Origin of the sequence: Escherichia sp. HH41S, assembly GCF_009820115.1 — a bacterium.
GTDB classification, from domain to species: Bacteria; Pseudomonadota; Gammaproteobacteria; order Enterobacterales; family Enterobacteriaceae; genus Escherichia; species Escherichia coli_F.
On sequence record NZ_VNXE01000016.1, the window covers coordinates 141,280 to 166,268 of the forward strand.

Sequence of the window (24,989 nt, forward strand, 5' to 3'; positions counted from 1 at the left end):
TATTTGTACTACCCTGTACGATTACTGTTCGCTTTCATCAGTATAGCGTTTTGCTTTGTAAGCCGGGTGCATCAGATTCTGTACGGAGAAAATATCGTCAAGTTCCGCTTCAGTCAACAGACCGCGTTCCAGAACGACTTCACGTACACTCTTACCGGTTTCGGCACAGATTTTACCCACGATGTCACCGTTGTGGTGACCGATGAACGGGTTCAGGTAAGTAACGATACCGATAGAGTTGTAAACGTAACCTTCGCACACTTCTTTGTTAGCAGTGATGCCGTTAATGCATTTTTCCAGCAGGTTGTAGCAAGCGTTGGTCAGAATGTGAACGGATTCGAACATAGCCTGGCCAATGACCGGCTCCATAACGTTCAACTGCAGCTGACCTGCTTCTGCTGCCATGGTAACAGTGGTGTCGTTACCGATGACTTTGAAGCATACCTGGTTAACCACTTCCGGAACAACCGGGTTTACTTTAGCTGGCATGATGGAAGAGCCCGCCTGCAGTTCCGGCAGGTTGATCTCGTTCAGGCCGGCACGTGGACCAGAAGAGAGCAAGCGCAGGTCGTTACAGATTTTGGACATCTTCACAGCCAGGCGTTTCAGCGCGCCGTGAACCATAACATAAGCGCCGCAGTCAGAGGTCGCTTCGATCAGGTCTTCAGCCGGTACGCATGGGAAGCCAGTGACTTCAGCCAGTTTTTTCACTGCCAGCGGAGAGTACTCTTTCGGCGTGTTCAGACCAGTACCGATTGCTGTTGCGCCAAGGTTAACTTCCAGCAGCAGTTCAGCGGTACGTTGGATATTTTTCACTTCTTCTTTCAGCAGGATGCTGAAAGCGCGGAATTCCTGACCGAGGGTCATCGGTACTGCGTCCTGCAGCTGGGTACGACCCATTTTCAGGATGTCCTGGAATTCGACAGCTTTACGTTCAAAGCCTTCACGCAGTTGGTTAATCGCATCTACCAGCTTAATCAGGGAAGAGTAAACTGCGATACGGAAACCGGTCGGGTAGGCGTCGTTAGTGGACTGACATTTGTTAACATGGTCGTTCGGGTTCAGGTACTGATATTCACCTTTCTGGTGACCCATCAGTTCCAGACCGATATTGGCCAGCACTTCGTTGGTGTTCATGTTTACGGAAGTACCTGCGCCGCCCTGGTAGACGTCTACCGGGAACTGATCCATGCATTTTCCGTTGTTCAGGACTTCATCACATGCGGCAATGATGGCATTCGCTACACTTTTAGGAATGGTTTGCAGCTCTTTGTTTGCCATAGCTGCGGCTTTTTTAACCATTACCATACCGCGAACAAATTCAGGAATATCACTGATTTTGTTGTTGCTGATATAGAAGTTTTCAATCGCTCTCAGAGTGTGAACACCATAGTAGGCATCAGCTGGAACTTCCCTGGTACCCAACAGATCTTCTTCGATACGAATGTTGTTTGACATGTGAACCTTCTTTTTCAAGCTGCCAATGATTTGCTTTAAACACACAGAATATATGTGGTTTCGAATGTTTTTCGACCGACGATTATCCCCTGCATCGACCGAATACCCGAGATCATATGCTGCTTGAGGATTTCTACCGTAATCTGGATCACTTTAAGTGTCGGTTTTTACCCCTTAATTATTAATTTGTGAAATAGATCACCGCTTTGGGATTACTACCAAAAATAGTTGCGCAAACATCTTGAAATTTTGCTAATGACCACAATATAAGCTAAACGCGATTCGCAACCCATTCAGGTAGCCGGGTTTAACCGGCTGCTATTACAGGAGAAACCTTTGCGCTGGTTACCTTTTATTGCCATTTTCCTTTATGTCTATATTGAGATTTCAATCTTTATTCAGGTTGCCCATGTATTGGGGGTATTGCTGACCCTCGTGCTGGTTATATTCACGTCAGTTATTGGTATGTCACTGGTACGTAACCAGGGCTTTAAGAATTTCGTGCTGATGCAGCAAAAAATGGCGGCAGGTGAAAACCCAGCGGCGGAGATGATTAAAAGTGTTTCGCTGATCATTGCCGGTTTGCTGCTTTTATTACCGGGCTTTTTCACCGACTTCCTCGGTCTTCTGCTTTTATTACCGCCGGTGCAAAAGCATCTGACAGTGAAGTTGATGCCGCATTTGCGCTTTTCTCGCATGCCAGGCGGCGGTTTTAGCGCCGGGACCGGTGGCGGTAATACTTTTGATGGTGAGTACCAGCGAAAGGATGATGAGCGCGACCGCCTTGATCATAAAGACGATCGCCAGGATTAATGCCAAAACGCCGGATTATGTGGTTATGCCATTTTCCGGCGTTTTTCGTTTTGGCAGAAACAGCCATAACCCCGCCAGCATGATCAGCGCATAGAGACTTTTCCAGCCGACCATTGCCAGTAACAGAACGCATAACAGCCCGCCAACCACCGCCAGTAGCCGATAACGTCCTTGCAATAATTTACAGCCTGCCAGCATGCATAACAGATAAATCATAATAAAGATGCCATTGGCATAAATAATAAGTGCGTCCAGATTGATCTCTAAAGCATGAATCACCAACGTGCTCACCACGCAGCAGCCGAGCACCGCATTGAGGGCATTATTCGGGATATGACGAGAAGAGAGGCGTGCCAGGTAGTGGTCAGGATTATGTTGCGCCTGCGACCAGACCAGGCGGGCGAAGCTCTGTATATAAATGTTGAGACTGGCAAAGCAGGCCAGATAGCCAATCACGCAGGCAATCCATAACGCTCCTACACCGAACAGTTGCACTACAATTTTTGGAAGCGATGCTGCTGCCGCCATTTGTTCACCATAGGCGTCGAAGTGTAAGACGACTACCGTACAGCCCCAGTAGACTAATCCTGCCAGCAGCAGACCAATCATCAAAGCACGAGGAAAATCACGCTCTGGATTTTTAAATTCCGAGGCAAGATGGGCAAATGCTTCCAGACCGACAAAGCACCAGAACATCACTGATAACGCAGCAAATAACCCGGTAAGTTCGATATTACTAGGTGCAGGGAAGGGGATATTCGCAGGTTTGATATCGCCCGCCCACCAGATAGCGACAATCAGCGCGACGATAAGTCCGGCAATAACTGTTTGTAGATTAGCACTGGAACTGGCACCGCGAGTACCGATATACCACACCAGCGCCAGCGTACCGAGTTCTGCTAACAACAGTTGCCAGCTATGCCAGCCAAACATCGCCTGGCCGAACCCGGCAGCAATTTGTAGCGCGGCAGGCAAACCCACGGGAATGACCGATAAAAATAACCAGCCGGTGACTCGCTCAAGCCGCGAACCAAACGCCATACCGACGAAGTGTGCGACGCCGCCTGCACTGGGATAGTGGCGACCCAGAATCGCAAACACAATTGCAATCGGGAACACTAAGATAATCAAAACGGGCCACGCCCACAGGCTGGTATTGCCTGCTACCAGTGCAGCTAACGCAGGAACGGCAAACACGCCAGTGCCTAATAATGACGTCGATAGCAGGCCGATGCCCTGGGCCAGCCCCAGTTCTTGTTTGAGTCCACTCATGGGTTGATGTCCGATTGCGCCCAAATCTTGGGCAACTGCGTAGATTTTCGATGGTAGCACAATCAGATTCGCTTATGACGGCGATGAATAAATTGCGATGAAATGTGAGGTGAATCAGTGTTTTCACCCGATTTTGTGCTGATCAGAATTTTTTTTCATTTTCCCCCTTGAAGGGGCGAAGCCTCACCCCCATTTCTCTGGTCACCAGCCGGGAAACCACGTAAGGTCCGGCGTCACCCATAACAGATACGGACTTTCTCAAAGGAGAGTTATCAATGAATATTCGTCCATTGCATGATCGCGTGATCGTCAAGCGTAAAGAAGTTGAAACTAAATCTGCTGGCGGCATCGTTCTGACCGGCTCTGCAGCGGCTAAATCTACCCGTGGCGAAGTGCTGGCTGTCGGCAATGGCCGTATCCTTGAAAATGGCGAAGTGAAGCCGCTGGACGTGAAAGTTGGCGACATCGTTATTTTCAACGATGGCTACGGTGTGAAATCTGAGAAGATCGACAATGAAGAAGTGTTGATCATGTCCGAAAGCGACATTCTGGCAATTGTTGAAGCGTAATCCGCGCACGACACTGAACATACGAATTTAAGGAATAAAGATAATGGCAGCTAAAGACGTAAAATTCGGTAACGACGCTCGTGTGAAAATGCTGCGCGGCGTAAACGTACTGGCAGATGCAGTGAAAGTTACCCTCGGTCCGAAAGGCCGTAACGTAGTTCTGGATAAATCTTTCGGTGCACCGACCATCACCAAAGATGGTGTTTCCGTTGCTCGTGAAATCGAACTGGAAGACAAGTTCGAAAACATGGGTGCGCAGATGGTGAAAGAAGTTGCCTCTAAAGCGAACGACGCTGCAGGCGACGGTACCACCACCGCAACCGTACTGGCTCAGGCTATCATCACTGAAGGCCTGAAAGCTGTTGCTGCGGGCATGAACCCGATGGACCTGAAACGTGGTATCGACAAAGCTGTTACCGCTGCAGTTGAAGAACTGAAAGCGCTGTCCGTACCGTGCTCTGACTCTAAAGCGATTGCTCAGGTTGGTACCATCTCCGCTAACTCCGACGAAACCGTAGGTAAACTGATCGCTGAAGCGATGGACAAAGTCGGTAAAGAAGGCGTTATCACCGTTGAAGACGGTACCGGTCTGCAGGATGAACTGGATGTGGTTGAAGGTATGCAGTTCGACCGTGGCTACCTGTCTCCTTACTTCATCAACAAGCCGGAAACTGGCGCAGTAGAACTGGAAAGCCCGTTCATCCTGCTGGCTGACAAGAAAATCTCCAACATCCGTGAAATGCTGCCGGTTCTGGAAGCCGTTGCAAAAGCAGGTAAACCGCTGCTGATCATCGCTGAAGATGTTGAAGGCGAAGCGCTGGCAACTCTGGTTGTTAACACCATGCGTGGCATCGTGAAAGTTGCTGCGGTTAAAGCTCCGGGCTTCGGCGATCGTCGTAAAGCTATGCTGCAGGATATCGCAACCCTGACTGGCGGTACCGTGATCTCTGAAGAGATCGGTATGGAGCTGGAAAAAGCAACCCTGGAAGACCTGGGTCAGGCTAAACGTGTTGTGATCAACAAAGACACCACCACTATCATTGATGGCGTGGGTGAAGAAGCTGCAATCCAGGGCCGTGTTGCTCAGATCCGTCAGCAGATTGAAGAAGCAACTTCTGACTACGACCGTGAAAAACTGCAGGAGCGCGTAGCGAAACTGGCAGGCGGCGTTGCAGTTATCAAAGTTGGTGCTGCTACCGAAGTTGAAATGAAAGAGAAAAAAGCACGCGTTGAAGACGCCCTGCACGCGACCCGTGCTGCGGTAGAAGAAGGCGTGGTTGCTGGTGGTGGTGTTGCGCTGATCCGCGTAGCGTCTAAACTGGCAGACCTGCGTGGTCAGAACGAAGACCAGAACGTAGGTATCAAAGTTGCACTGCGTGCAATGGAAGCTCCGCTGCGTCAGATCGTCCTGAACTGCGGCGAAGAACCGTCTGTTGTTGCTAACACCGTTAAAGGCGGCGACGGCAACTACGGTTACAACGCAGCAACCGAAGAATACGGCAACATGATCGACATGGGTATCCTGGACCCAACCAAAGTAACCCGCTCTGCTCTGCAGTACGCGGCTTCTGTGGCTGGTCTGATGATCACCACCGAGTGCATGGTTACCGACCTGCCGAAAAACGATGCAGCTGACTTAGGCGCTGCTGGCGGTATGGGCGGCATGGGTGGCATGGGCGGCATGATGTAATTGCCCTGCACCTCGCAGAAATAAACAAACCCCCGGGCAGAAATGTCTGGGGGTTTTTCTTTTGGTCATCTTTCTAGTATAAGATTCAGACACGGACGACGCGAGTGGCGTCCAGCTCATTGATTATGGGGAATAACATGCACGTAAAATACTTAGCAGGGATTGTCGGTGCCGCGCTACTGATGGCGGGTTGTAGCTCCAGCAACGAATTGAGTGCTGCCGGTCAGAGTGTACGCATTGTGGACGAGCAGCCAGGCGCAGAGTGCCAGCTGATTGGTACTGCGACAGGTAAGCAAAGTAACTGGCTTTCCGGGCAACACGGTGAAGAAGGCGGTTCTATGCGTGGTGCGGCAAACGATCTGCGCAACCAGGCAGCGGCAATGGGTGGTAACGTGATTTATGGTATCAGCAGCCCGTCGCAGGGAATGTTGTCCAGTTTTGTCCCGACGGATAGCCAGATTATCGGCCAGGTATATAAGTGCCCGAATTGATGTGATTCAGAGGCTGGATGACTCCAGCCTCGCATTAGCAAAGATGAGATTATTTCGCTTGTGGTGCACTTTTGCTGATGGACTGAACACGTAAGTGATGCAGCGCGCGTAAGCATTGATCCTGGGTTAGCGGTTGGGTGTTATTTGCCGCTACGGTGCGAACATAGACCTGACATGGCACACCCGCGAGTTTTTTCAGTCTGGGGCTGAAATCAAGCATTCGGCGAGTGATCGCCTCCACTTCTTTACCCGGCGTTGCTTCACGCGTTTTCACCACCGCGCCGCTAAATTGCTCTTTGCCATTTTCATCTTTAAAGCGATAAAGCACTGCCAGATAATGGTTGAACAAGTTATGTTTCCATTCCGGTTGGGAATAGGTGTCATATTCCAGATTGCCATTGTCCTGGCAGTCAACGTCGTATAACGGCAGGAAATCTAAGAGTGATGTAATACGTAATGCCAGTTCGCGCATTTCCGCATTATTAATTGCATGAATGATTGCTCGCGCCAGCATTTCAATCTGCAACTCATTGACGACTAACTCACATTTGCTACCGTCATGTAACGTTAATACGAAGCTAAGATTTTCGCCCTGATTATCGGTAAGTTCCAGCATATTAACTCGGCGATTAATATCGGCATTTTTAAGCTCATCAACCAGAATTTCTGGGGTATTTTCTGCCATTTTCTTAATAACTTTATCGCGAGTCTGCTCATACTGAAGACGTGCATCAGCATCCAGTTTATGCTTTTGATGCAGACGGCTTTCCAGCGCAATCAGCAGGTCGCGCAGTTCCATGACAGACATAAAGAACAACGATTCTTTATTGCGAGGCTCTTTAATTTTCAGCGCCAGTGCAATGAAATTATTACTCTTGCGAATAACACCGGTATTAACTCCCTTGATGCTTATGGCCATGTAGGTTCTCCCTAACCATTTCTCAATTAAATAATTAATTTTAATTTATAAGCCAGATAAATGGGCTTGGTAGTAATAGTTGTTAAAATAACATAAATAGCCGTGCTCACTCTATATAAACAGAAAAGAAAGGTTAATTATTGGTGTTGGTTATATAAAAAGTAATAACAGCAATATATATGAATAATTAAAGGTTATGCAACGTGCAAAGATTAAACTTCCCTGTTTAATCAGTTACTGCTGGCGTAGCTGGAGATCCAGCGGCGTTTTACTGGGTTCGCCGCCAATCTCGCGCGCCAGTTTCGGCACCATATATCCAGATACCAGCGTCAGCAGCTCACGCATAATCTGCCGTGCTTCGTCATCACTCACCATAAAATGCGCCGCGCCCTGTACTTTATCGAGCACATGCAGGTAATACGGCATCACGCCCGCATCGAACAACGCATTACTCAGGTTTGCCAGCGTTTGTGCGTTATCGTTCACACCACGTAACAGAACGCTCTGGTTCAGCAAAGTAACGCCTACCCGGCGCAACTTAGCCATCGCCTGGCGGAATGTTTCATCTACCTCATTGGCATGGTTGATGTGATTCACCAGCAAGATTTGCAGCGTAGAATGTGAAAAGCGTTCAACCAGCGCATCTGTGATGCGTGCCGGGATCACAATCGGCAGACGGCTGTGAATCCGCAGACGTTTGATATGCGGGATGGCTTCCAGTTGTGTAAGCAACCAGTCCAGCTCGTGATCTTTCGCCATCAGCGGATCGCCGCCGGAGAAAATCATCTCGTCCAGTTCCGGATGCGCAGCAACATACTCAAGTGCAGTCTGCCAGTTACGCTTGTTGCCCTGATTTTCGGCATACGGGAAATGGCGACGGAAGCAATAGCGGCAATTTACCGCGCAGCCGCCTTTGACCAGCAAAAGCGCCCGGTTGTGGTATTTATGCAACAAACCTGGCACTACGCTGTGCTGTTCTTCCAGTGGGTCGGTGGAGAATCCGGGCGCGACGACAAACTCATCTTGCGAGGTAAGTACCTGACGCAAAAGTGGATCGTCCGGATTGCCTTTCTCCATGCGATCGATAAATGAGCGGGGCACACGCAGGGCAAACAGCTTTTTGGCGCTGCGTCCGGCCAACAGTTTTTCGTCCGCGTCTATATTCAAAAGACGCAGAAGTTCATCAGGATCGGTCACAACATCGGCAAGTTGCGTTAACCAATCTTCTCTGGATGGGGTATTTAGGGTTACAATATGCGCCATTTTGTGGCTTAGCTACCAATTAACAAATTTCAGAGGGCCTTATGGCAACGTACTATAGCAACGATTTTCGTGCTGGTCTTAAAATCATGTTAGACGGCGAACCTTACGCGGTTGAAGCGAGTGAATTCGTAAAACCGGGTAAAGGCCAGGCATTTGCTCGCGTTAAACTGCGTCGTCTGCTGACCGGTACTCGCGTAGAAAAAACCTTCAAATCTACTGATTCCGCTGAAGGCGCTGATGTTGTCGATATGAACCTGACTTACCTGTACAACGACGGTGAGTTCTGGCACTTCATGAACAACGAAACTTTCGAGCAGCTGTCTGCTGATGCAAAAGCAATTGGCGACAACGCCAAATGGTTGCTGGATCAGGCAGAGTGTATCGTAACTCTGTGGAATGGTCAGCCGATCTCCGTTACTCCGCCGAACTTCGTTGAACTGGAAATCGTGGATACCGATCCGGGCCTGAAAGGTGATACCGCAGGTACTGGCGGCAAACCGGCTACCCTGTCTACTGGCGCTGTGGTTAAAGTTCCGCTGTTCGTACAAATCGGCGAAGTCATCAAAGTGGATACCCGCTCTGGTGAATACGTCTCTCGCGTGAAGTAATGCGGTGGTGGTGCGGCCTGCAGGCTGCACCATCACTTATTCAGGTCAGAGATGATGAAACGCCTTATCGTTCTTGTTTTGCTTGCCAGCACGCTGCTCACGGGCTGTAACACTGCTCGCGGTTTCGGTGAAGATATCAAACATCTCGGCAACTCCATCTCCCGCGCTGCCAGCTAATTTTTCTTCTCTTCCGAAAAATCATCAGATTTCCATCATTTTTGGCGATGTTGTCTATTATTAATTTGCTATAGGCAAACATAAATAACATTACCTAAAAGGAAGACGTTATGGTGAAGAAGACAATTGCAGCGATCTTTTCTGTTCTGGTGCTTTCAACAGTATTAACTGCTTGCAACACCACGCGTGGCGTTGGTGAAGATATCTCTGATGGCGGTAACGCGATTTCTGGTGCAGCAACAAAAGCACAGCAATAAGCAATAACGGTACGACAGCTGTGTCGTGCCGTTTGTTTTTTTGCGATAGTCATTAAGGTAATAGTTGAAATTCCCCTGCCACCTGGCAAAATACCCGTTCAACCATTAGCTTTGCAGGACGACCTGCAAACGCATCTTTTCACCGGGGACGGCCCCAATTCTCCGGAGCCTGATATGTCCTGGATTATCTTAGTTATTGCTGGTCTGCTGGAAGTGGTATGGGCCGTTGGCCTGAAATATACCCACGGCTTTAGTCGTTTGACGCCAAGTGTTATTACCGTGACGGCGATGATTGTCAGTATGGCGTTACTTGCCTGGGCGATGAAATCGTTACCGGTGGGGACGGCTTATGCTGTGTGGACGGGGATTGGCGCAGTCGGCGCGGCTATCACCGGCATTGTGCTGCTCGGTGAGTCCGCTAATCCGATGCGCCTGGCGAGTCTGGCGTTAATCGTATTGGGGATTATTGGCCTGAAACTTAGCACTCACTAACTACCGGGCTGCTGTACCCAAATAAACTTACTGACATCAAACCCTTCCCGGGTCGCGACTGCCAGCATCTCCTGTTTCACTTCGTCAGAAATGGTTGGCGTGCGGGAGAGTATCCACAGGTAGTCGCGGTCCGGGCCGCAAACCAGCGCATGGCGGTATTCCCGATCGAGTGCAATAACGTTATAACCGCCATAGAAAGGACCAAAGAATGACACTTTCAGCGCAGCGCGGGTAGGCGCGCCGGTAAAGTACGCTTTCCCTTCACTCTGCTGCCACATTTCTCTGTCAGGGTTATAGCCTTTATTAATGACATTCAGGCCGCCGTCATCTCGTAGGCTGTATGTTGCGGTGACTTTTTCCAGTCCACGTTCAAAGCGGTGATCAAAACGGGCAATCTCATACCAGGTACCGAGATAACGTTTGGCGTCGAAATTATTCACTACTGTCACGCCACGCGGCGGCGTAGGAGAACTGCAGGCAACGACCAGAAATGCAGCTGTCGCTGCGGCAACGAGAGGGAGCAGGCGCATAAATGTTTCCTTACTGGTTTTTTTCTAAGTGTAGATGACAGCAAGGAAAAGCGGAGAAAAGGTCCGAAAATTCGGACCCGATGAAATTTTACTGTAGAGCGTTGAGAATCTGCCAGGCGGCGGCAACTCTCGCTGGATTGGGATAGTTTTTGTTAGCCAGCATCACAATGCCCAGCTCTTTTTCTGGAATAAACGCGACATAGCTACCAAATCCGCCGGTCGCCCCCGTTTTATGTACCCATGATGCGCGCACTGCAGGAGTTGGGGGCGTAATCGCTTTTACGGGGCGTGCTGCCAGTGCAATTTTATTGTCACTGCCGTTAATGATGATGTCAGGATTTACCGGCCAGTCCAGCATTTCCCAGCCCAGGCCCTGATACATATCGCCGGTTTGCCAGTAGCGAGATTGTGCCAGTTGTATCCCTTGTTGAAGCGTTTTCTCAGTGATATCAAGGGGTTTTAAATTGCTTTGCACCCAGCGGGCCATATCTTCAATTGTCGACTTCACACCATAAGCTTCAGCATCTAATGCTCCTGGCGAAACATGCACTGCCTTACCTTCGCGATATCCCCAGGCGTAATGCTTTTCTTCTGCGGGCGGCACATTAATCCACGTATGGTTGAGTTTGAGAGGCTGGAAGACACGAGTTTGCATCGTCTGCTCAAAACTTAAACCAGACGGCTTCACAGCCAGTGCGCCGAACAAACCGATACTGGCGTTGGCATACAAACGTTGTGTTCCTGAAGCCCATTCAGGCTGCCAGTTTTGATAGAAGCGCAGCAAGTCGCTTGAGGATTTAACGTCATCCGGCACCTGTAATGGCAGGCCGCCAGCGGTGTAGGTCGCAAGATGTAATAGTGTGATCCCATTCCACTGTTTAGTGGTAAGTTCAGGCCAGTATTTTGTTGCGGGATCGCTTAGGTTGATTTCCCCTCGCGCAATAGCGTCGCCACCAAGCACGCCCGTAAATGTTTTGCTGACCGAGCCTAACTCAAACAGCGTTTGCTGCGTGACGGGCTGCTTTTTATCTACGTCCGCATAGCCCCAGGTAAAGTAATAAGGTTTGCCCTGATAAATCACCGCCACCGCCATACCGGGGATCTTTTGTTGCTCTATAAGCGGGGTAATTGTGCGATGCACAATCTCGTTGAGCTGTTGCGGGGCGGAAAGTGCGGAGCAAGAGGCGGTAATTAATAAGGCGCAGAGCGTCGTTTTGAACATAGCGTCTGGTTTCCATACAAAACGGCCCGCCATAGGCGGGCCGGATTTACATTGGCGATGCGTTAGATTGTAACGACACCAATCAGCGTGACAACTGTCAGGATAGCAGCCAGACCGTAGAAAACCCATTTGCCTGCAGGCACGTGGATTTTCAGATCGTGCATCGCGTGGTGCATACGGTGTAAACCACACCACAGTGGCAGAACGATCATCAGGAACAGGAATACGCGACCAATGAAGCTTTGCGCGAACGCCAGAACGCGCTCGTAGCTCAGCGCATCACCCGGAAACAGCCCCAGCGGCAGCAGAATACCCACCAGCAGGATCATCACCGGCGCAATAATTGCGCTCCACATACCACCGGCCCCGAAGAGGCCCCAGAATACCGGTTCGTCAGAACGCTTTGGATTTGGATTAATCATCTCAGGCTCCTTACCAGTACAGGGCAACAAACAGGATTACGATGGTGGCAACCACGGTTACCGCCCAGAGACTTTTGATAATTGGCTCTGGTCCCATTTTTTCGTCTTTTACAATGATATTGGCCGCTTTCGGTGCCAGCTCAAACCAGGTTTTGGTGTGCAGCAGAGCTGCTGCCAGAGTGATCAGGTTAATGATCACGATAACCGGGTTTTGTAAAAAGTCGACGAATCCCGCCCAGGCTTCCGGGCCATTTTTCAAGGCAAACAGCCCGAAAATCAGTTCAATGCTGAACCACACAGCCGGAACTGCCGTGCCTTCGCGCAGCATGTAAAAGCGATAAAACGGCAATTTTTTCCACCAGGTGGACGTCATTGGCCGTACATACGGTTTACGTTTAGTCGTCATGTTGCACTCCTTAGCGTGGTTTCAGGGTCGCGATAAGAAAGTCTTTCGAACTTTCTACTTTGCCCTGCTGAATGGCCGCAGCCGGATCGACGTGTTTCGGGCAGACTTCGGAGCAGTAGCCCACGAAAGTACAGCTCCATACGCCGTTCTGGCTGTTCAACTGTGCCATACGCTCCTTCTTACCGTGGTCGCGGCTATCTTCGTTATAACGATGCGCCAGCGTAATGGCAGCCGGGCCGATGAACTCTGGGTTCAGGCCAAACTGCGGGCACGCGGCGTAGCACAGACCACAGTTGATGCAACCGGAGAACTGGTGATACTTCGCCATCTGCGCCGGGGTCTGGATGTTAGTACCCTGATCCGCGGTGCGGGAGTTGCCGATGATGTACGGTTTGATCGCTTCCAGACTTTCGATAAAGTGAGTCATATCGACCACCAGATCGCGTTCAATCGGGAAGTTAGCTAACGCTTCAACCTTCATACCGTCGGTGTAGTCACGCAGGAAGGTTTTGCATGCCAGTTTTGGCACGTTGTTAACCATCATGCCGCAGGAACCACAAATCGCCATACGGCAGGACCAGCGGTAGCTCAGGTCCGGTGCCAGGTTGTCTTTGATGTAGCCCAGCGCATCCAGTAATGAGGTAGTTGCGTCATAAGGCACTTCATAGAATGCGCTATGCGGTGCGGTATCGACTTCCGGGTTATAGCGCACCACCTCAATTTTCAGGTTTTTCATCTCAGCCATTCGCCTTCTCCTTCTTATTGGCTGCTTCCGCCTTATCGGCTGCATCCGCTTCGCCACCGTAAACGCGTTTAGCTGGCGGCAGCGTAGTAATCTTCACGTCGCTGTACTCCAGGCGAGTTGTGCCATCAGCATCGCGGAAGGCGAGGGTGTGTTTGAGGAAGTTGACGTCGTCACGCTCGGTGCAACCTTCGTCCAGACGCTGGTGCGCGCCGCGGGACTCTTTACGTGCCATTGCGGAGTGCGCCATACATTCAGCAACGTTCAGACCGTGACCCAGTTCAATGGTGTAGAGCAGGTCGGTGTTGAACACGCTGGAGGTGTCGGTGATGCGCACGCGCTTGAAGCGTTCCTGCAGCTCAGCCAGCTTGTCGATGGTTTTCTGCATCAGTTCCGGCGTACGGTAGATACCGCAACCTTCTTCCATTGCCAGGCCCATTTCGTCGCGGATCTTCGCCCAGTTTTCGCCGCCATCCTGGTTAACCAGATCTTTCAGACGTTGTTCAACGCCAGCTGCCTGCGCTTCAATTGCCGCTTCGTTGCCATTACCGGCAGTTGCTGCACGTTCTGTCGCTTGTTCACCGGCCAGACGACCGAAGACCACCAGTTCCGCCAGGGAGTTGGAGCCCAGACGGTTTGCACCGTGCAGACCAACAGAGGAACATTCACCCACGGCGAACAGACCTTTAATGCGGGTTTCACAGTTCTGATCGGTTTCGATACCGCCCATGGTGTAGTGCGCGGTCGGACGTACCGGAATCGGTTCTTTAACCGGATCGACGCCAACGTACGCTTTCGCCAGTTCGCAGATGAACGGCAGACGTTCATGCAGTTTTTTCTCGCCGAGGTGACGCAGGTCGAGATAAACCACATCGCCACGCGGCGTGGAGATGGTGTTGCCTTTACGCCATTCGTGCCAGAAGGCCTGAGAAACTTTGTCGCGTGGACCCAGTTCCATATATTTGTTTTTCGGCTCGCCCAGCGGAGTTTCCGGGCCCATGCCGTAATCTTGCAGATAACGGTAGCCATTTTTGTTGACCAGAATACCGCCTTCACCGCGGCAGCCTTCGGTCATCAAGATACCGGAACCTGGCAGACCGGTTGGGTGATACTGAACGAATTCCATGTCACGCAGCGGAACGCCGTGGCTTAGCGCCATACCCATACCGTCACCGGTAACGATACCGCCGTTGGTGTTGTAACGATAAACGCGACCCGCACCGCCGGTAGCCATAACGACCGCGTTAGCGCGGATCTGCACCAGCGTGCCTTCCATCATGTTCATTGCCACCAGGCCGCGAACATGACCATCATCAACCAGAATATCCAGTACGAAGTGCTCGTCAAAACGCTGGATCTGCGGGAATTGCAGAGAGGTCTGGAACAGCGTGTGCAGCATATGGAAGCCGGTCTTATCGGCGGCGAACCAGGTACGCTCGATTTTCATGCCGCCGAAGCGACGTACGTTGACGCTACCATCCGGGCGACGGCTCCATGGGCATCCCCACAGTTCCAGTTGGGTCATTTCGGTTGGGCAGTGGTGGACGAAATAATCCACGACATCCTGCTCACACAACCAGTCGCCACCCGCTACTGTATCGTGAAAGTGATATTCGAAGCTGTCATGATCCTGCGCGACAGCGGCGGAGCCCCCTTCTGCAGCTACGGTATGGCTACGCATAGGGTATACTTTTGAGATTAGTGCGATTTTTGCATTTGGATTTGCCTGCGCGGCAGCAATTGCAGCACGTAATCCCGCGCCACCGGCGCCTACAATGGCAAGATCGGCTTGAAAGGTTTGCACGACATTCCTCCAGATTGTTTTTATCCCACAGCCCCGTACTTCAGGGTAAGTGCCTGAAAGTTACGGTCTGCGAACGCTATTCCACTGCTCCTTTATAGGTACAACAGTATAGTCTGATGGATAAGTCTGAAATTTGACGAGATCGATTTTTTTAGTGCGCAAGAGGGCTAAATTATCACTGAAGATGATTAATTTAATTACTAAACCATCAGATCGTGCTTTTTTTAGTCACCGCCCACCGTTGATTGATACCTGCGTAAAATTTGTCTCGCCGCCGCGTTGCGAGTAGACTTCGTGCCCTTGTCAAAAAATGGAGATTTAACTATGAGCGAAACGGCATCCTGGCAGCCGAGCGCATCCATTCCTAACTTATTAAAACGCGCGGCGATTATGGCGGAGATCCGTCGTTTCTTTGCCGATCGTGGAGTGCTGGAGGTGGAGACGCCTTGTATGAGCCAGGCGACGGTAACCGATATTCATTTGGTCCCGTTTGAGACGCGTTTCGTTGGCCCCGGGCATTCGCAGGGGATGAATCTCTGGTTAATGACCAGCCCGGAATACCATATGAAACGCCTGCTGGTTGCCGGTTGTGGGCCGGTTTTCCAGCTGTGTCGCAGCTTCCGTAATGAAGAGATGGGGCGTTATCACAACCCTGAATTCACTATGCTGGAGTGGTATCGACCGCACTATGATATGTACCGGTTGATGAACGAGGTGGACGATCTCTTACAACAGGTGCTTGACTGCCCGGCAGCAGAAAGTCTTTCTTATCAACAAGCTTTCTTGCGTTATCTGGAAATTGACCCGCTCTCTGCCGACAAAACGCAACTGCGGGAAGTGGCAGCGAAACTGGATTTGAGCAACGTTGCCGATACCGAAGAAGACCGCGACACGCTGCTACAACTGCTGTTTACCTTTGGCGTAGAGCCAAATATTGGCAAAGAAAAACCGACCTTTGTGTACCACTTTCCGGCCAGCCAGGCATCACTGGCGCAAATCAGTACCGAAGATCATCGGGTCGCTGAACGCTTTGAGGTTTATTATAAAGGTATTGAGCTGGCGAATGGTTTCCATGAATTGACGGATGCCCGTGAGCAGCAACAACGTTTTGAACAAGATAACCGTAAGCGCGCGGCGCGCGGTTTGCCGCAGCACCCCATTGACCAGAATCTTATTGAAGCCTTGAAAGTCGGTATGCCTGACTGTTCCGGCGTGGCATTAGGCGTTGATCGTCTGGTGATGTTGGCGCTGGGCGCGGAGACACTGGCTGAAGTCATCGCCTTTAGCGTTGACCGGGCATAATTCTGAAAAATTACTGAATTAACCGCGAAGAATGGCGTGATGAGCGCCATTCTGTAGCATATGTTTTCATTTTTCCGCTAAAGGCCACAATTTAAGACTGGATATTTGATATCATCCAGGTATCAATTCTGTATTGGTTTTTACGCTGCCCGCTCAATGTTGGGCGGTGCAGTTCAGTGGGCGCGTTTTATACACGCGCTGAAATGAAGGATGGTTTCATGCCTCACACGATAAAAAAGATGAGTCTGATAGGACTCATATTGATGATCTTTACTTCCGTATTTGGATTTGCCAATAGCCCATCGGCTTATTACTTAATGGGTTATAGTGCGATTCCCTTTTATATATTTTCTGCATTGTTATTCTTTATTCCATTCGCCTTAATGATGGCTGAAATGGGCGCTGCGTATCGCAAAGAAGAAGGCGGTATCTATTCCTGGATGAATAATAGTGTCGGACCCCGTTTTGCCTTCATTGGTACGTTTATGTGGTTTTCCTCTTATATCATCTGGATGGTGAGCACCTCCGCGAAAGTTTGGGTACCGTTCTCAACATTTCTCTACGGTAGCGACATGACCCAGCACTGGCGTATTGCCGGACTGGAACCTACGCAGGTGGTTGGTCTGCTGGCAGTGGCATGGATGATTCTGGTCACCGTCGTTGCTTCAAAAGGGATTAATAAAATTGCCCGCATTACTGCGGTGGGCGGTATTGCAGTAATGTGCCTGAATTTAGTATTGCTGTTAGTAAGCATTGCTATTTTGTTATTAAATGGTGGGCATTTCGCGCAGGATATTAATTTCCTGACATCACCGAATCCAGGTTATCAGTCCGGTCTGGCGATGCTATCGTTTGTGGTATTTGCTATTTTTGCCTATGGCGGAATTGAAGCGGTTGGTGGTCTGGTCGATAAAACGGAAAATCCAGAAAAGAACTTTGCCAAAGGTATTGTTTTTGCCGCTATTGTTATTTCAATCGGTTATTCGCTGGCAATATTTTTATGGGGCGTCAGCACAAACTGGCAGCAGGTATTAAGTAATGGTTCCGTTAACCTTGGCAATATTACCTATGTGCTGATGAAGAGCCTCGGGATGACGCTGGGTAACGCACTGCATTTGTCACCTGAAGCGTCATTGTCGCTGGGCGTATGGTTTGCGCGTATTACCGGACTTTCGATGTTCCTCGCTTACACTGGCGCGTTCTTTACGCTTTGCTATTCACCGTTGAAAGCTATCATCCAGGGGACGCCGAAAGCGTTGTGGCCGGAACCGATGACGCGGCTGAATGCGATGGGCATGCCATCTATCGCGATGTGGATGCAGTGCGGGTTGGTTACTGTCTTCATCCTGCTGGTTTCGTTTGGTGGTGGCACCGCATCGGCATTCTTTAACAAGCTAACGCTGATGGCGAACGTGTCTATGACGCTTCCTTACCTGTTCCTTGCACTGGCTTTCCCGTTCTTTAAAGCACGTCAGGATCTCGACAGACCGTTTGTGATTTTCAAAACACATATGTCGGCAATGATTGCGACAGTGGTTGTCGTACTGGTGGTGACATTTGCGAACGTGTTCACCATCATTCAGCCTGTGGTTGAAGCCGGAGACTGGGACAGCACATTGTGGATGATTGGCGGCCCTGTCTTCTTCTCGCTGTTAGCGATGGCGATTTACCAGAACTATTGCAGCAGAGTGGCAAAAAATCCGCAGTGGGCGGTGGAATAACCCGATGCCCTATCGTCTGCCTGACGATAGGGCGCAATGACAGGGAATTAGTGGGATTTCGTATGTGCTATAGCGAAATTAAACTACGGGTTATCTCATGAGTGCGCGCATGTTTGTCTTGTGCTGCATCTGGTTCATTGTGGCGTTCCTCTGGATAACCATTACCTCCGCGCTGGACAAAGAGTGGATGATTGATGGACGCGGGATTAACAACGTCTGCGATGTGTTGATGTATCTCGAAGATGACGATACCCGAGATGTTGGTGTGATAATAACGTTACCGCTCTTTTTCCCCTTTCTTTGGTTCACGCTGTGGCAAAAAAAACGCGGTTGGTTTATGTACGCCACCGCACTGGCTATTTTCGGCTATTGGCTGTGGCAGTTTTTTCTGCGCTATCAGTTTTGTTTGTGAGCCGGATGGGTTCATCCGGCACAAAACCTTACAAACTTCCTGCCTGACGACCTTTGCCTGCAGAAGTTAATGTTCTCCCCGTTTGCTTACCGTTGAGGCTTTCCAGACGCATCTGGAAGGGCGGGAATGGCATATCGATACCGTGGGCGTGGAAGCCAGCCAGAATCAGCTGGTGGATCTCATGGCGTAGCGGCATACGGTGACCCATCTCAGCGGCGTAAATACGCAGCTCGAAAATCTGAATCCCCTGCTGCAGATCCACCAGGAAGACTTCCGGTGCCGGGTTGTCGATCACCAGCGAGCAGCGACGCGCTGCGGTGAGCAGGATTTCCGTCACTTCTTCACTGTTGGCATCGGCAGGGGCCGGAATCGTCAACACCACGCGCGTGACCGAGTCAGAGAGCGACCAGTTGATAAACTGCTCGGTAATAAACGCCTTGTTCGGCACGATAATTTCTTTGCGGTCCCAGTCGCTGATGGTGGTGGCGCGGGTGTTAATTTTCGTCACGCTACCGGTGAGATCGCGGATCGTCACCGTATCGCCAATACGAATCGGTTTTTCGAACAGGATAATCAGGCCAGAGATAAAGTTGGCGAAAATCTCCTGTAAACCAAAGCCCAGACCAACACCGAGCGCGGCGACCAGCCACTGCAATTTCGACCACTCAATACCAATCATTGAGAAGCCGACCAGCCCGCCAATCAGCATCAGCAGATATTTGGTGATGGTGGTGATGGCGTAACCAGTGCCCGGCGTTAAATCGAGGTGCTGCAAAATCGCCAATTCCAGCAGCGCGGGCAGGTTGCGCACCAGCTGCGTGGTGATGATAAACACCAGAATGGCAATTAGCACCGCACCGAGGGTAATCGGCTCCAGGCTTTCCACGCCCTGTACCGTGGAAGTGACATCCCACAGCGAAATATTTTCGAGGAAGCCGAAAGCGGAATGGATTTCTGACCACAGCACAATGACTGAAAGTAGGGCGATCAACATCAGGATTGAGCGCACCAGCCGCAAGGATTGTGCACTGATAGCATCGAGATCGACTTCACTTTCATCGACTTCAATTGCCCCTTCCGGGCTACTGTGATGATGCGCTTCCTCTTCGCCACGCGCACGCTGCGCTAACATCTCTGCCCGGCGATGCTTCGCCCGGTCAAACGCCAGCCTGCGGCGTTGGATCAGCATCCAGCGGCGGATAACGTGATAAACCACTAATAGTAGGAACCAGATGGCAACTGAGGTTTCAAGCCTTGCTAACAGTGCCTGCGCCGTTGCCAGATAACCCACCGCCGACGCCAGGATGGCTACCAACGGCGCGCCAATCATCATGTTCCACAGCATATGGTTGGTAATGTTGTCGCCGCTGCCTTCTTTGTTGAGATACAACGGAATCCCGGCCTTTTTCAGGCTGAGGGTGACCACCGCCAGTGCACCGCAAATGAGGATAAAACAAAGCCGTCCCAGCGAACCGGAGAATTCACGGTCGTCGAGGTTATCGAACATCATCAGCGCCATAATCAGCGGCACAATAAGCCCGATGCTCATCAGGTAGTAACGCATCCCGCGGGAAACCCGTTCGCGTGGCCAGCCGAAATGAGCGATAAACAAGCCGTTCGGACGGGCAAAGGTGGCGCAAATCATCACTACCCACAGCAGCGGTACGGTGGCCGTTACGCCATCACCAATTGCGACCGCCAGCGGATAAGGCCACGCCTCGCGCAAGCCGTAACCCAGCGTCATCCACAGCACCGGTAGCGGTGATGCGACGAGAATCGACCAGAAAAGGGTGCGCAACGTCAGCCAGAAGTGATCCTGAGTCACTTTGCCGACTTTCGCCGCCGAACGTTCAAGAAAACGGGTGAAATAGCGGCGTGAGTAAATACTGCAACCGACCAGAATCAACGCGCCAAACAGCGGCAAAATCGTCTCTTTGCTGGTCAGCATCATTACGCTGGCTTTGCCCAACTGACTGAAGGTGTCCAGCGAAATGAGACGACGCAGATCCTGAGCGATCTCCAGCGGCCAGGCGATGGTCATCGGGCGCACGTCAGAAGTCCAGAACAGGTAGCGGTGCGTCGCTTCATTCACTTCTTTCAGCGCATCTTCCAGTTGCCCGTTGGAGACTTTCAGCTTGGTCAGCTCCAGCAGTAACGTGTCGCCACCCTGCAACAATGAGTTCAGCAACTCACGCTGAGTGCGTAGCTGTGCTTCCAGAATACGGTTTTGCTCGGCGGTCAGCGGTTGACCGTCGGCCTGATGGATTTGTCGTAGCAGCGGCTGTTTATTAAGCAGATCCTCATAACGTAACCGTTGCACACGCAACTGCGCCATTTCGGTATCAAGCTGTTGTGGTTTCGGCATTTCCGGTAGCCGTGCCACCTGCGCCCGCAACGCTTCACCGAGTAGGTTGGACGATCCCAGCCATTGTGATTGTTCACGCAGCGTATTCAACGCCTGCCGGACCTGTAACGTCTGGCTGGCAGCCTGACGTTGTTGCGAGGCAACGAGATCCATCCGCTGCGCCTGTTGATTCAACGCCGCCGACAGCTCGCGGTTAATTTTGAATTGCGCGACTATATCTTTCGGCAAATCGGCACTGTTTTCCGCCAGAAGTTCGGTGCTTTCCAGCGCCCGTTCCGCCTCAAGCTGGCGTTGGCTGTTCAACTGATTACGCAAGGCCTGCAAATACGCATCCAGTTGCTGGCTCTCTTTTTCCGCCAGCTCTGAGCGCAAGCGCGCTAATTCTTGCCTGTTATTGGCAGACAGCTGCGCCAATTCCAGTTCATCAACGAGCGCCTTCAGTCGTGCAGAGTCAGATTGCAAAGCAAAATTTTGCGCCTGATTAAGCGGGGTATTGCCGGTAAGCGTTCCAAGGCGGCGCTCGATTTCATTCAACTGGCGGCGGGCGTCAGTTTGCTGTTGCGGCAGTTGATTCAGCGAATCGGCAATCTCGCGGGCGCGCTCTTGCTCTTGCTGGGCCTGACGGCTCTTATCCAGTAACTGACTGCTGACCTGGAGAATTTCCTGATTCAGCGCGTCGGTAGACATTCCCGGCGTAACGCTGCGCGGCTCGTCACGCATGTTGTTTAATTGCGCGCGCAGAGTAGCGGAGAGTTTCGGGTAATTATCAATGACTTCTTGATATTGCTTGATGCGCTCAAGGGAACCTTTTCGTTCCTCAAGCGCATTTAAGGCGGACTGGAGTGCCTCTACGACTTCCGGCTGCGCGGGTTTCGCCGCTTTTGCCTGCTCCAGTTCCTGGGTGATTTGTTTACTATCGGGGGCCGTCGCGGCGTACGCCCCCCAACTGAGGCACCAGGCCATCAGAAAAGTGATAATCAGGCGCACGTCAGCGTTTCCTTTGATGGATTAGACCTGGTCTTTTTTATCGTCAACCAATGGGCTGGCGTCGTGTTCTGCCTCGATCTCTTCAGCAGGAAGCGGGGCAGGTTCTGCGTCTGGCGCAACAAAGGTTTCGGTAGATACTGCCAGTGGCTGACCAATTTTCGTGACAGACAGGCTTTCCAGTTGCTCAACCAGATTAACTTTACCCGGTGCAAACAGGTTGATAACGGTAGAGCCGAGTTTAAAGCGACCCATTTCCTGGCCTTTCAGCAGCGCCACAGAACCGTCGTTTTCTCCGGCAGGCCAGGTCCAGCGCTTGATGATGCCTTCGCGCGGCGGCGTAATGGTGCCCGCCCAGACAGTTTCAATGCTGCCAACAATCGTCGCCCCGACCAGAATCTGCGCCATCGGGCCAAATTCGGTATCGAACAGGCAGATCACGCGTTCGTTACGGGCAAACAGATTCGGCACGTTCTGAGCGGTGAGATGGTTAACGGAGAAGAGATCGCCCGGCACATAGATCATCTCACGCAGAATACCGTTGCACGGCATGTGTACGCGGTGGTAGTCACGCGGGGAGAGGTAAGTGGTCACAAACGTACCGTTACGGAAAAGATCCGCCATCAGATAGTTCCCTGCCAGCAGAGCTTCGAGGCTGTAGTTGTGGCCTTTAGCTTGCAGGATTTTATCTTCTTCGATTTTACCTAACTGGCTGATAACGCCATCGGCAGGCATGACCAGTACATTAGGATCGGTATCGATTGGGCGTACTTCGTCACGCAGCGGACGGACAAAGAATTCGTTAAAGGTGCGGTAGCTGGCGGTGTCCGGCTTTTGCGCCTCTTTCATGTCGACCTTGTAGTATTTAACGAACAGATCGATAACCAGTTTTGTCAGCCATCCTGCCCGCTTGCTTGCGCCCCAACCCGCCAGGCGAGTAAGCCATAATTTCGGCAGAATGTACTGTAGCGAAAGTTTAAATGAATTTAACAAGGTAGCCTCCAGGCCATTGTTTTGTCGTTCCTGATCCGGCCTACATGCCGGATCCTGAAAAAAAGGGGACGATTCTAACGACGGTTAGCTTAATTGTCAGTCATCCGTATCAGAAAAGTTTTTACGCGTTTTTACCTGCGCCATGCTTTCCAGAATACGGTGATAGTTTTCGAAACGGGTTTCCGCGATTTTCCCTTCCTCAACCGCTTCCCGGATAGCGCAGCCCGGATCGGTATCGTGTTTGCAATCGCGATATTTACACAGACCTAAGTAGTCATGGAATTCGACAAAACCCCGAGTAATTTGTTCCGGTTCCAGATGCCAGAGACCAAACTCACGCACACCTGGGGAATCAATCACATCACCGCCGTGCGGGAAGTGATACAGCCGCGCGGCAGTCGTGGTGTGCTGACCAAGCCCCGAGTTATCCGAGACGTCGTTGGTCAGGATCTCTTTTTGCAGCCCCAGCAACGCGTTCAGCAGGCTGGATTTGCCGACGCCAGACTGCCCGGCAAAAATACTGATGCGCCCGGTCAACGCCTCTTCCAGCGGTTTCAGTCCATCCTGAGTATGACTGGAAACCATCAATACGCGATAACCGATATTGCGGTAGATATCCATCTGCTCGTTGACGAATTCAATGCCTTCGTCGTCCAGCAGGTCTATCTTGTTGAGCACAATAATCGGCTCAATCTGCAAGGTTTCGCAGGCCACCAGGTAACGGTCGATAATATTGAGCGACAGCTCCGGCAAAATCGCGGAGACAATGACAATCTGGTCGATGTTGGCAGCAATGGGTTTCACACCGTCGTAGAAATCCGGGCGCGTCAACACTGAGGTGCGCTCATGCACCGCTTCCACGATCCCTTTGACATTTACGCCTTCTGCCGCCGGTTTACCCGGACGCCAGACTACGCGATCGCCGGTCACCAGCGAACGGATGGTACGGCGAATATTGCAGCGGTGAACGTCGCCATCGGCGGATTCCACATCAGCGTGCATACCAAAGCGGCTGATGACGATACCTTCATCAGGCTCGCCAAACAGATTGTCGTCGTAGTCGGGCTTCTCCTTAGACGTTTTAAGACGACGCTGGTGATTGGCGTTCACGCGGCGCTGCTGGCCTTTGGAGAGTTTATTTTTACTCAATCGTACTGACTCCTGGTCGCCCCTGATGGGCAAAACATCTATGATACACGCAATTGTGGATCAATATAGTCACTGTGAATGGGTGGAAAATAGCATGAGTGCCAATGAAAACAACCTGATTTGGATCGATCTTGAGATGACCGGTCTGGATCCCGAGCGCGATCGCATTATTGAGATTGCCACGCTGGTGACCGACGCCAACCTGAATATTCTGGCAGAAGGGCCGACCATTGCAGTACACCAGTCCGATGAACAACTGGCGCTGATGGATGACTGGAATGTCCGTACTCATACCGCCAGCGGGCTGGTGGATCGCGTGAAAGCGAGCACGATGGGCGATCGGGAAGCGGAACTGGCGACGCTCGAATTTTTAAAACAGTGGGTGCCTGCGGGTAAATCGCCGATCTGTGGTAACAGCATCGGCCAGGACCGTCGCTTCCTGTTTAAATACATGCCGGAGCTGGAAGCCTACTTCCACTACCGTTATCTGGATGTCAGCACACTGAAAGAGCTGGCGCGCCGCTGGAAGCCGGAAATTCTTGATGGTTTTACCAAACAGGGGACGCATCAGGCGATGGATGATATCCGTGAGTCGGTGGCAGAACTGGCTTACTACCGCGAGCATTTTATCAAGCTGTAAAATTTTTCCTGGTCACGTAAGCGCCGGAATCCACTTGCGGCGGCGTGATTTTGACGCTAAATTGAACGTCTTGCTGATAATTTCAGCACTTGAGATAAAAACTCAAAAAAAAATTTTTAGGGGGGTTGCAGAGGAAAAGATTTCTCGTATAATGCGCCTCCCGTAACGACGCAGAAATGCGAAAATTACGAAAGCAAAATTAAGTAGTACGCGGGAATAGCTCAGTTGGTAGAGCACGACCTTGCCAAGGTCGGGGTCGCGAGTTCGAGTCTCGTTTCCCGCTCCAAA

25 protein-coding genes and 1 tRNA gene are annotated in these 24,989 nt (G+C 51.1%); 13 read left to right on the forward strand and 13 right to left on the reverse strand.

What is annotated here, in order from left to right:
* Positions 1 to 21: 21 nt before the first annotated feature.
* Complete coding sequence (gene aspA, locus FQZ95_RS05040; RefSeq protein WP_000069437.1) at positions 22 to 1,458, reverse strand: aspartate ammonia-lyase; 1,437 nt, start codon at positions 1,456 to 1,458, stop codon at positions 22 to 24.
* Between the two features lie 336 nt (positions 1,459 to 1,794).
* On the opposite strand from aspA, the gene FQZ95_RS05045 reads away from it, so the two are divergent.
* Positions 1,795 to 2,271 carry an FxsA family protein gene (locus FQZ95_RS05045; RefSeq protein WP_001267448.1) on the forward strand — a complete coding sequence of 159 codons (477 nt, stop codon included), beginning with the start codon at positions 1,795 to 1,797 and terminating at the stop codon, positions 2,269 to 2,271.
* Positions 2,272 to 2,286: 15 nt separating this feature from the next.
* On the opposite strand, the gene yjeH is transcribed toward FQZ95_RS05045, so the two are convergent.
* The gene (yjeH, locus tag FQZ95_RS05050) at positions 2,287 to 3,543 is read right to left on the reverse strand and encodes an L-methionine/branched-chain amino acid transporter (RefSeq protein ID WP_088541571.1); all 1,257 of its coding nucleotides are present in this window, start codon (positions 3,541 to 3,543) and stop codon (positions 2,287 to 2,289) included.
* A gap of 275 nt (positions 3,544 to 3,818) precedes the next feature.
* On the opposite strand from yjeH, the gene FQZ95_RS05055 reads away from it, so the two are divergent.
* The 3 genes from FQZ95_RS05055 (at position 3,819) to FQZ95_RS05065 (ending at position 6,293) form a co-directional block, all read left to right on the forward strand.
* Positions 3,819 to 4,112: a co-chaperone GroES gene (locus FQZ95_RS05055; RefSeq protein WP_001026276.1), complete on the forward strand. Its 294-nt coding sequence runs from the start codon at positions 3,819 to 3,821 to the stop codon at positions 4,110 to 4,112.
* A 43-nt stretch (positions 4,113 to 4,155) separates the two neighbouring features.
* Complete coding sequence (gene groL / locus FQZ95_RS05060) at positions 4,156 to 5,802, forward strand: chaperonin GroEL (protein WP_000729117.1); 1,647 nt, start codon at positions 4,156 to 4,158, stop codon at positions 5,800 to 5,802.
* 137 nt (positions 5,803 to 5,939) lie between these two features.
* Positions 5,940 to 6,293, forward strand: a complete 354-nt coding sequence (locus tag FQZ95_RS05065; protein WP_000558209.1) for a DUF4156 domain-containing protein — start codon at positions 5,940 to 5,942, stop codon at positions 6,291 to 6,293.
* 49 nt (positions 6,294 to 6,342) lie between these two features.
* On the opposite strand, the gene FQZ95_RS05070 is transcribed toward FQZ95_RS05065, so the two are convergent.
* Together FQZ95_RS05070 and epmB are read right to left on the reverse strand one after the other, a co-directional pair.
* The gene (locus FQZ95_RS05070) at positions 6,343 to 7,212 is read right to left on the reverse strand and encodes a YjeJ family protein (protein WP_160529946.1); all 870 of its coding nucleotides are present in this window, start codon (positions 7,210 to 7,212) and stop codon (positions 6,343 to 6,345) included.
* 234 nt (positions 7,213 to 7,446) lie between these two features.
* Positions 7,447 to 8,475 carry an EF-P beta-lysylation protein EpmB gene (gene epmB, locus FQZ95_RS05075; RefSeq protein ID WP_000940518.1) on the reverse strand — a complete coding sequence of 343 codons (1,029 nt, stop codon included), beginning with the start codon at positions 8,473 to 8,475 and terminating at the stop codon, positions 7,447 to 7,449.
* Between the two features lie 41 nt (positions 8,476 to 8,516).
* Between epmB and efp the strand changes: the two genes are divergently transcribed.
* From efp to sugE, 4 genes are all read left to right on the forward strand, one after another.
* Positions 8,517 to 9,083 (forward strand): elongation factor P, encoded by a 567-nt coding sequence (gene efp / locus FQZ95_RS05080; RefSeq protein ID WP_000257278.1) that lies wholly within the window; start codon positions 8,517 to 8,519, stop codon positions 9,081 to 9,083.
* A 51-nt stretch (positions 9,084 to 9,134) separates the two neighbouring features.
* A complete protein-coding gene (ecnA, locus tag FQZ95_RS05085; RefSeq protein ID WP_000977757.1) occupies positions 9,135 to 9,260 on the forward strand; it encodes a lipoprotein antitoxin entericidin A in 126 nt (41 codons plus the stop codon).
* A gap of 110 nt (positions 9,261 to 9,370) precedes the next feature.
* Entirely contained in the window at positions 9,371 to 9,517 is a 147-nt protein-coding gene (gene ecnB / locus FQZ95_RS05090; protein ID WP_000239596.1) for a lipoprotein toxin entericidin B, read from the forward strand.
* 174 nt (positions 9,518 to 9,691) lie between these two features.
* Entirely contained in the window at positions 9,692 to 10,009 is a 318-nt protein-coding gene (gene sugE / locus FQZ95_RS05095) for a quaternary ammonium compound efflux SMR transporter SugE (RefSeq protein WP_000118482.1), read from the forward strand.
* Here sugE and blc read toward each other — a convergent pair.
* The 6 genes from blc to frdA form a co-directional block, all read right to left on the reverse strand.
* Complete coding sequence (gene blc / locus FQZ95_RS05100) at positions 10,006 to 10,539, reverse strand: lipocalin Blc (RefSeq protein WP_001238369.1); 534 nt, start codon at positions 10,537 to 10,539, stop codon at positions 10,006 to 10,008. The two genes, sugE and blc, sit on opposite strands and share 4 nt — an antisense overlap.
* A gap of 88 nt (positions 10,540 to 10,627) precedes the next feature.
* A complete protein-coding gene (locus FQZ95_RS05105; protein WP_160529952.1) occupies positions 10,628 to 11,761 on the reverse strand; it encodes a BlaEC family class C beta-lactamase in 1,134 nt (377 codons plus the stop codon).
* A gap of 62 nt (positions 11,762 to 11,823) precedes the next feature.
* The gene (gene frdD / locus FQZ95_RS05110; RefSeq protein ID WP_000609663.1) at positions 11,824 to 12,183 is read right to left on the reverse strand and encodes a fumarate reductase subunit FrdD; all 360 of its coding nucleotides are present in this window, start codon (positions 12,181 to 12,183) and stop codon (positions 11,824 to 11,826) included.
* Positions 12,184 to 12,193: 10 nt separating this feature from the next.
* Complete coding sequence (frdC, locus tag FQZ95_RS05115) at positions 12,194 to 12,589, reverse strand: fumarate reductase subunit FrdC (RefSeq protein ID WP_000208757.1); 396 nt, start codon at positions 12,587 to 12,589, stop codon at positions 12,194 to 12,196.
* Between the two features lie 10 nt (positions 12,590 to 12,599).
* Complete coding sequence (frdB, locus tag FQZ95_RS05120) at positions 12,600 to 13,334, reverse strand: fumarate reductase iron-sulfur protein (protein WP_000829498.1); 735 nt, start codon at positions 13,332 to 13,334, stop codon at positions 12,600 to 12,602.
* Positions 13,327 to 15,135, reverse strand: coding sequence for a fumarate reductase (quinol) flavoprotein subunit (gene frdA, locus FQZ95_RS05125; RefSeq protein ID WP_001192973.1), 1,809 nt, complete (start codon positions 15,133 to 15,135; stop codon positions 13,327 to 13,329). Before frdA ends, frdB begins: the two co-directional genes overlap by 8 nt.
* Before the next feature lie 324 nt (positions 15,136 to 15,459).
* On the opposite strand from frdA, the gene epmA reads away from it, so the two are divergent.
* From epmA to FQZ95_RS05140, 3 genes are all read left to right on the forward strand, one after another.
* Positions 15,460 to 16,437, forward strand: coding sequence for an elongation factor P--(R)-beta-lysine ligase (gene epmA / locus FQZ95_RS05130; RefSeq protein WP_000004771.1), 978 nt, complete (start codon positions 15,460 to 15,462; stop codon positions 16,435 to 16,437).
* Between the two features lie 218 nt (positions 16,438 to 16,655).
* On the forward strand, positions 16,656 to 18,158 hold the full coding sequence (gene yjeM, locus FQZ95_RS05135; protein ID WP_160529947.1) for a glutamate/gamma-aminobutyrate family transporter YjeM: 1,503 nt from the start codon (positions 16,656 to 16,658) through the stop codon (positions 18,156 to 18,158).
* Between the two features lie 97 nt (positions 18,159 to 18,255).
* Positions 18,256 to 18,570, forward strand: coding sequence for a YjeO family protein (locus tag FQZ95_RS05140; protein WP_160529948.1), 315 nt, complete (start codon positions 18,256 to 18,258; stop codon positions 18,568 to 18,570).
* Between the two features lie 28 nt (positions 18,571 to 18,598).
* On the opposite strand, the gene mscM is transcribed toward FQZ95_RS05140, so the two are convergent.
* The 3 genes from mscM to rsgA form a co-directional block, all read right to left on the reverse strand.
* Positions 18,599 to 21,922 carry a miniconductance mechanosensitive channel MscM gene (gene mscM, locus FQZ95_RS05145; protein ID WP_160529949.1) on the reverse strand — a complete coding sequence of 1,108 codons (3,324 nt, stop codon included), beginning with the start codon at positions 21,920 to 21,922 and terminating at the stop codon, positions 18,599 to 18,601.
* A 21-nt stretch (positions 21,923 to 21,943) separates the two neighbouring features.
* Positions 21,944 to 22,912 (reverse strand): archaetidylserine decarboxylase, encoded by a 969-nt coding sequence (gene asd, locus FQZ95_RS05150; RefSeq protein WP_032185738.1) that lies wholly within the window; start codon positions 22,910 to 22,912, stop codon positions 21,944 to 21,946.
* Between the two features lie 96 nt (positions 22,913 to 23,008).
* Positions 23,009 to 24,061, reverse strand: coding sequence for a small ribosomal subunit biogenesis GTPase RsgA (gene rsgA, locus FQZ95_RS05155; protein WP_160529950.1), 1,053 nt, complete (start codon positions 24,059 to 24,061; stop codon positions 23,009 to 23,011).
* A gap of 94 nt (positions 24,062 to 24,155) precedes the next feature.
* On the opposite strand from rsgA, the gene orn reads away from it, so the two are divergent.
* Both orn and FQZ95_RS05165 read left to right on the forward strand, forming a co-directional pair.
* A complete protein-coding gene (gene orn, locus FQZ95_RS05160) occupies positions 24,156 to 24,701 on the forward strand; it encodes an oligoribonuclease (protein WP_001353514.1) in 546 nt (181 codons plus the stop codon).
* Positions 24,702 to 24,911: 210 nt separating this feature from the next.
* A tRNA-Gly gene (locus FQZ95_RS05165) sits at positions 24,912 to 24,987 on the forward strand.
* Positions 24,988 to 24,989 lie beyond the last annotated feature (2 nt).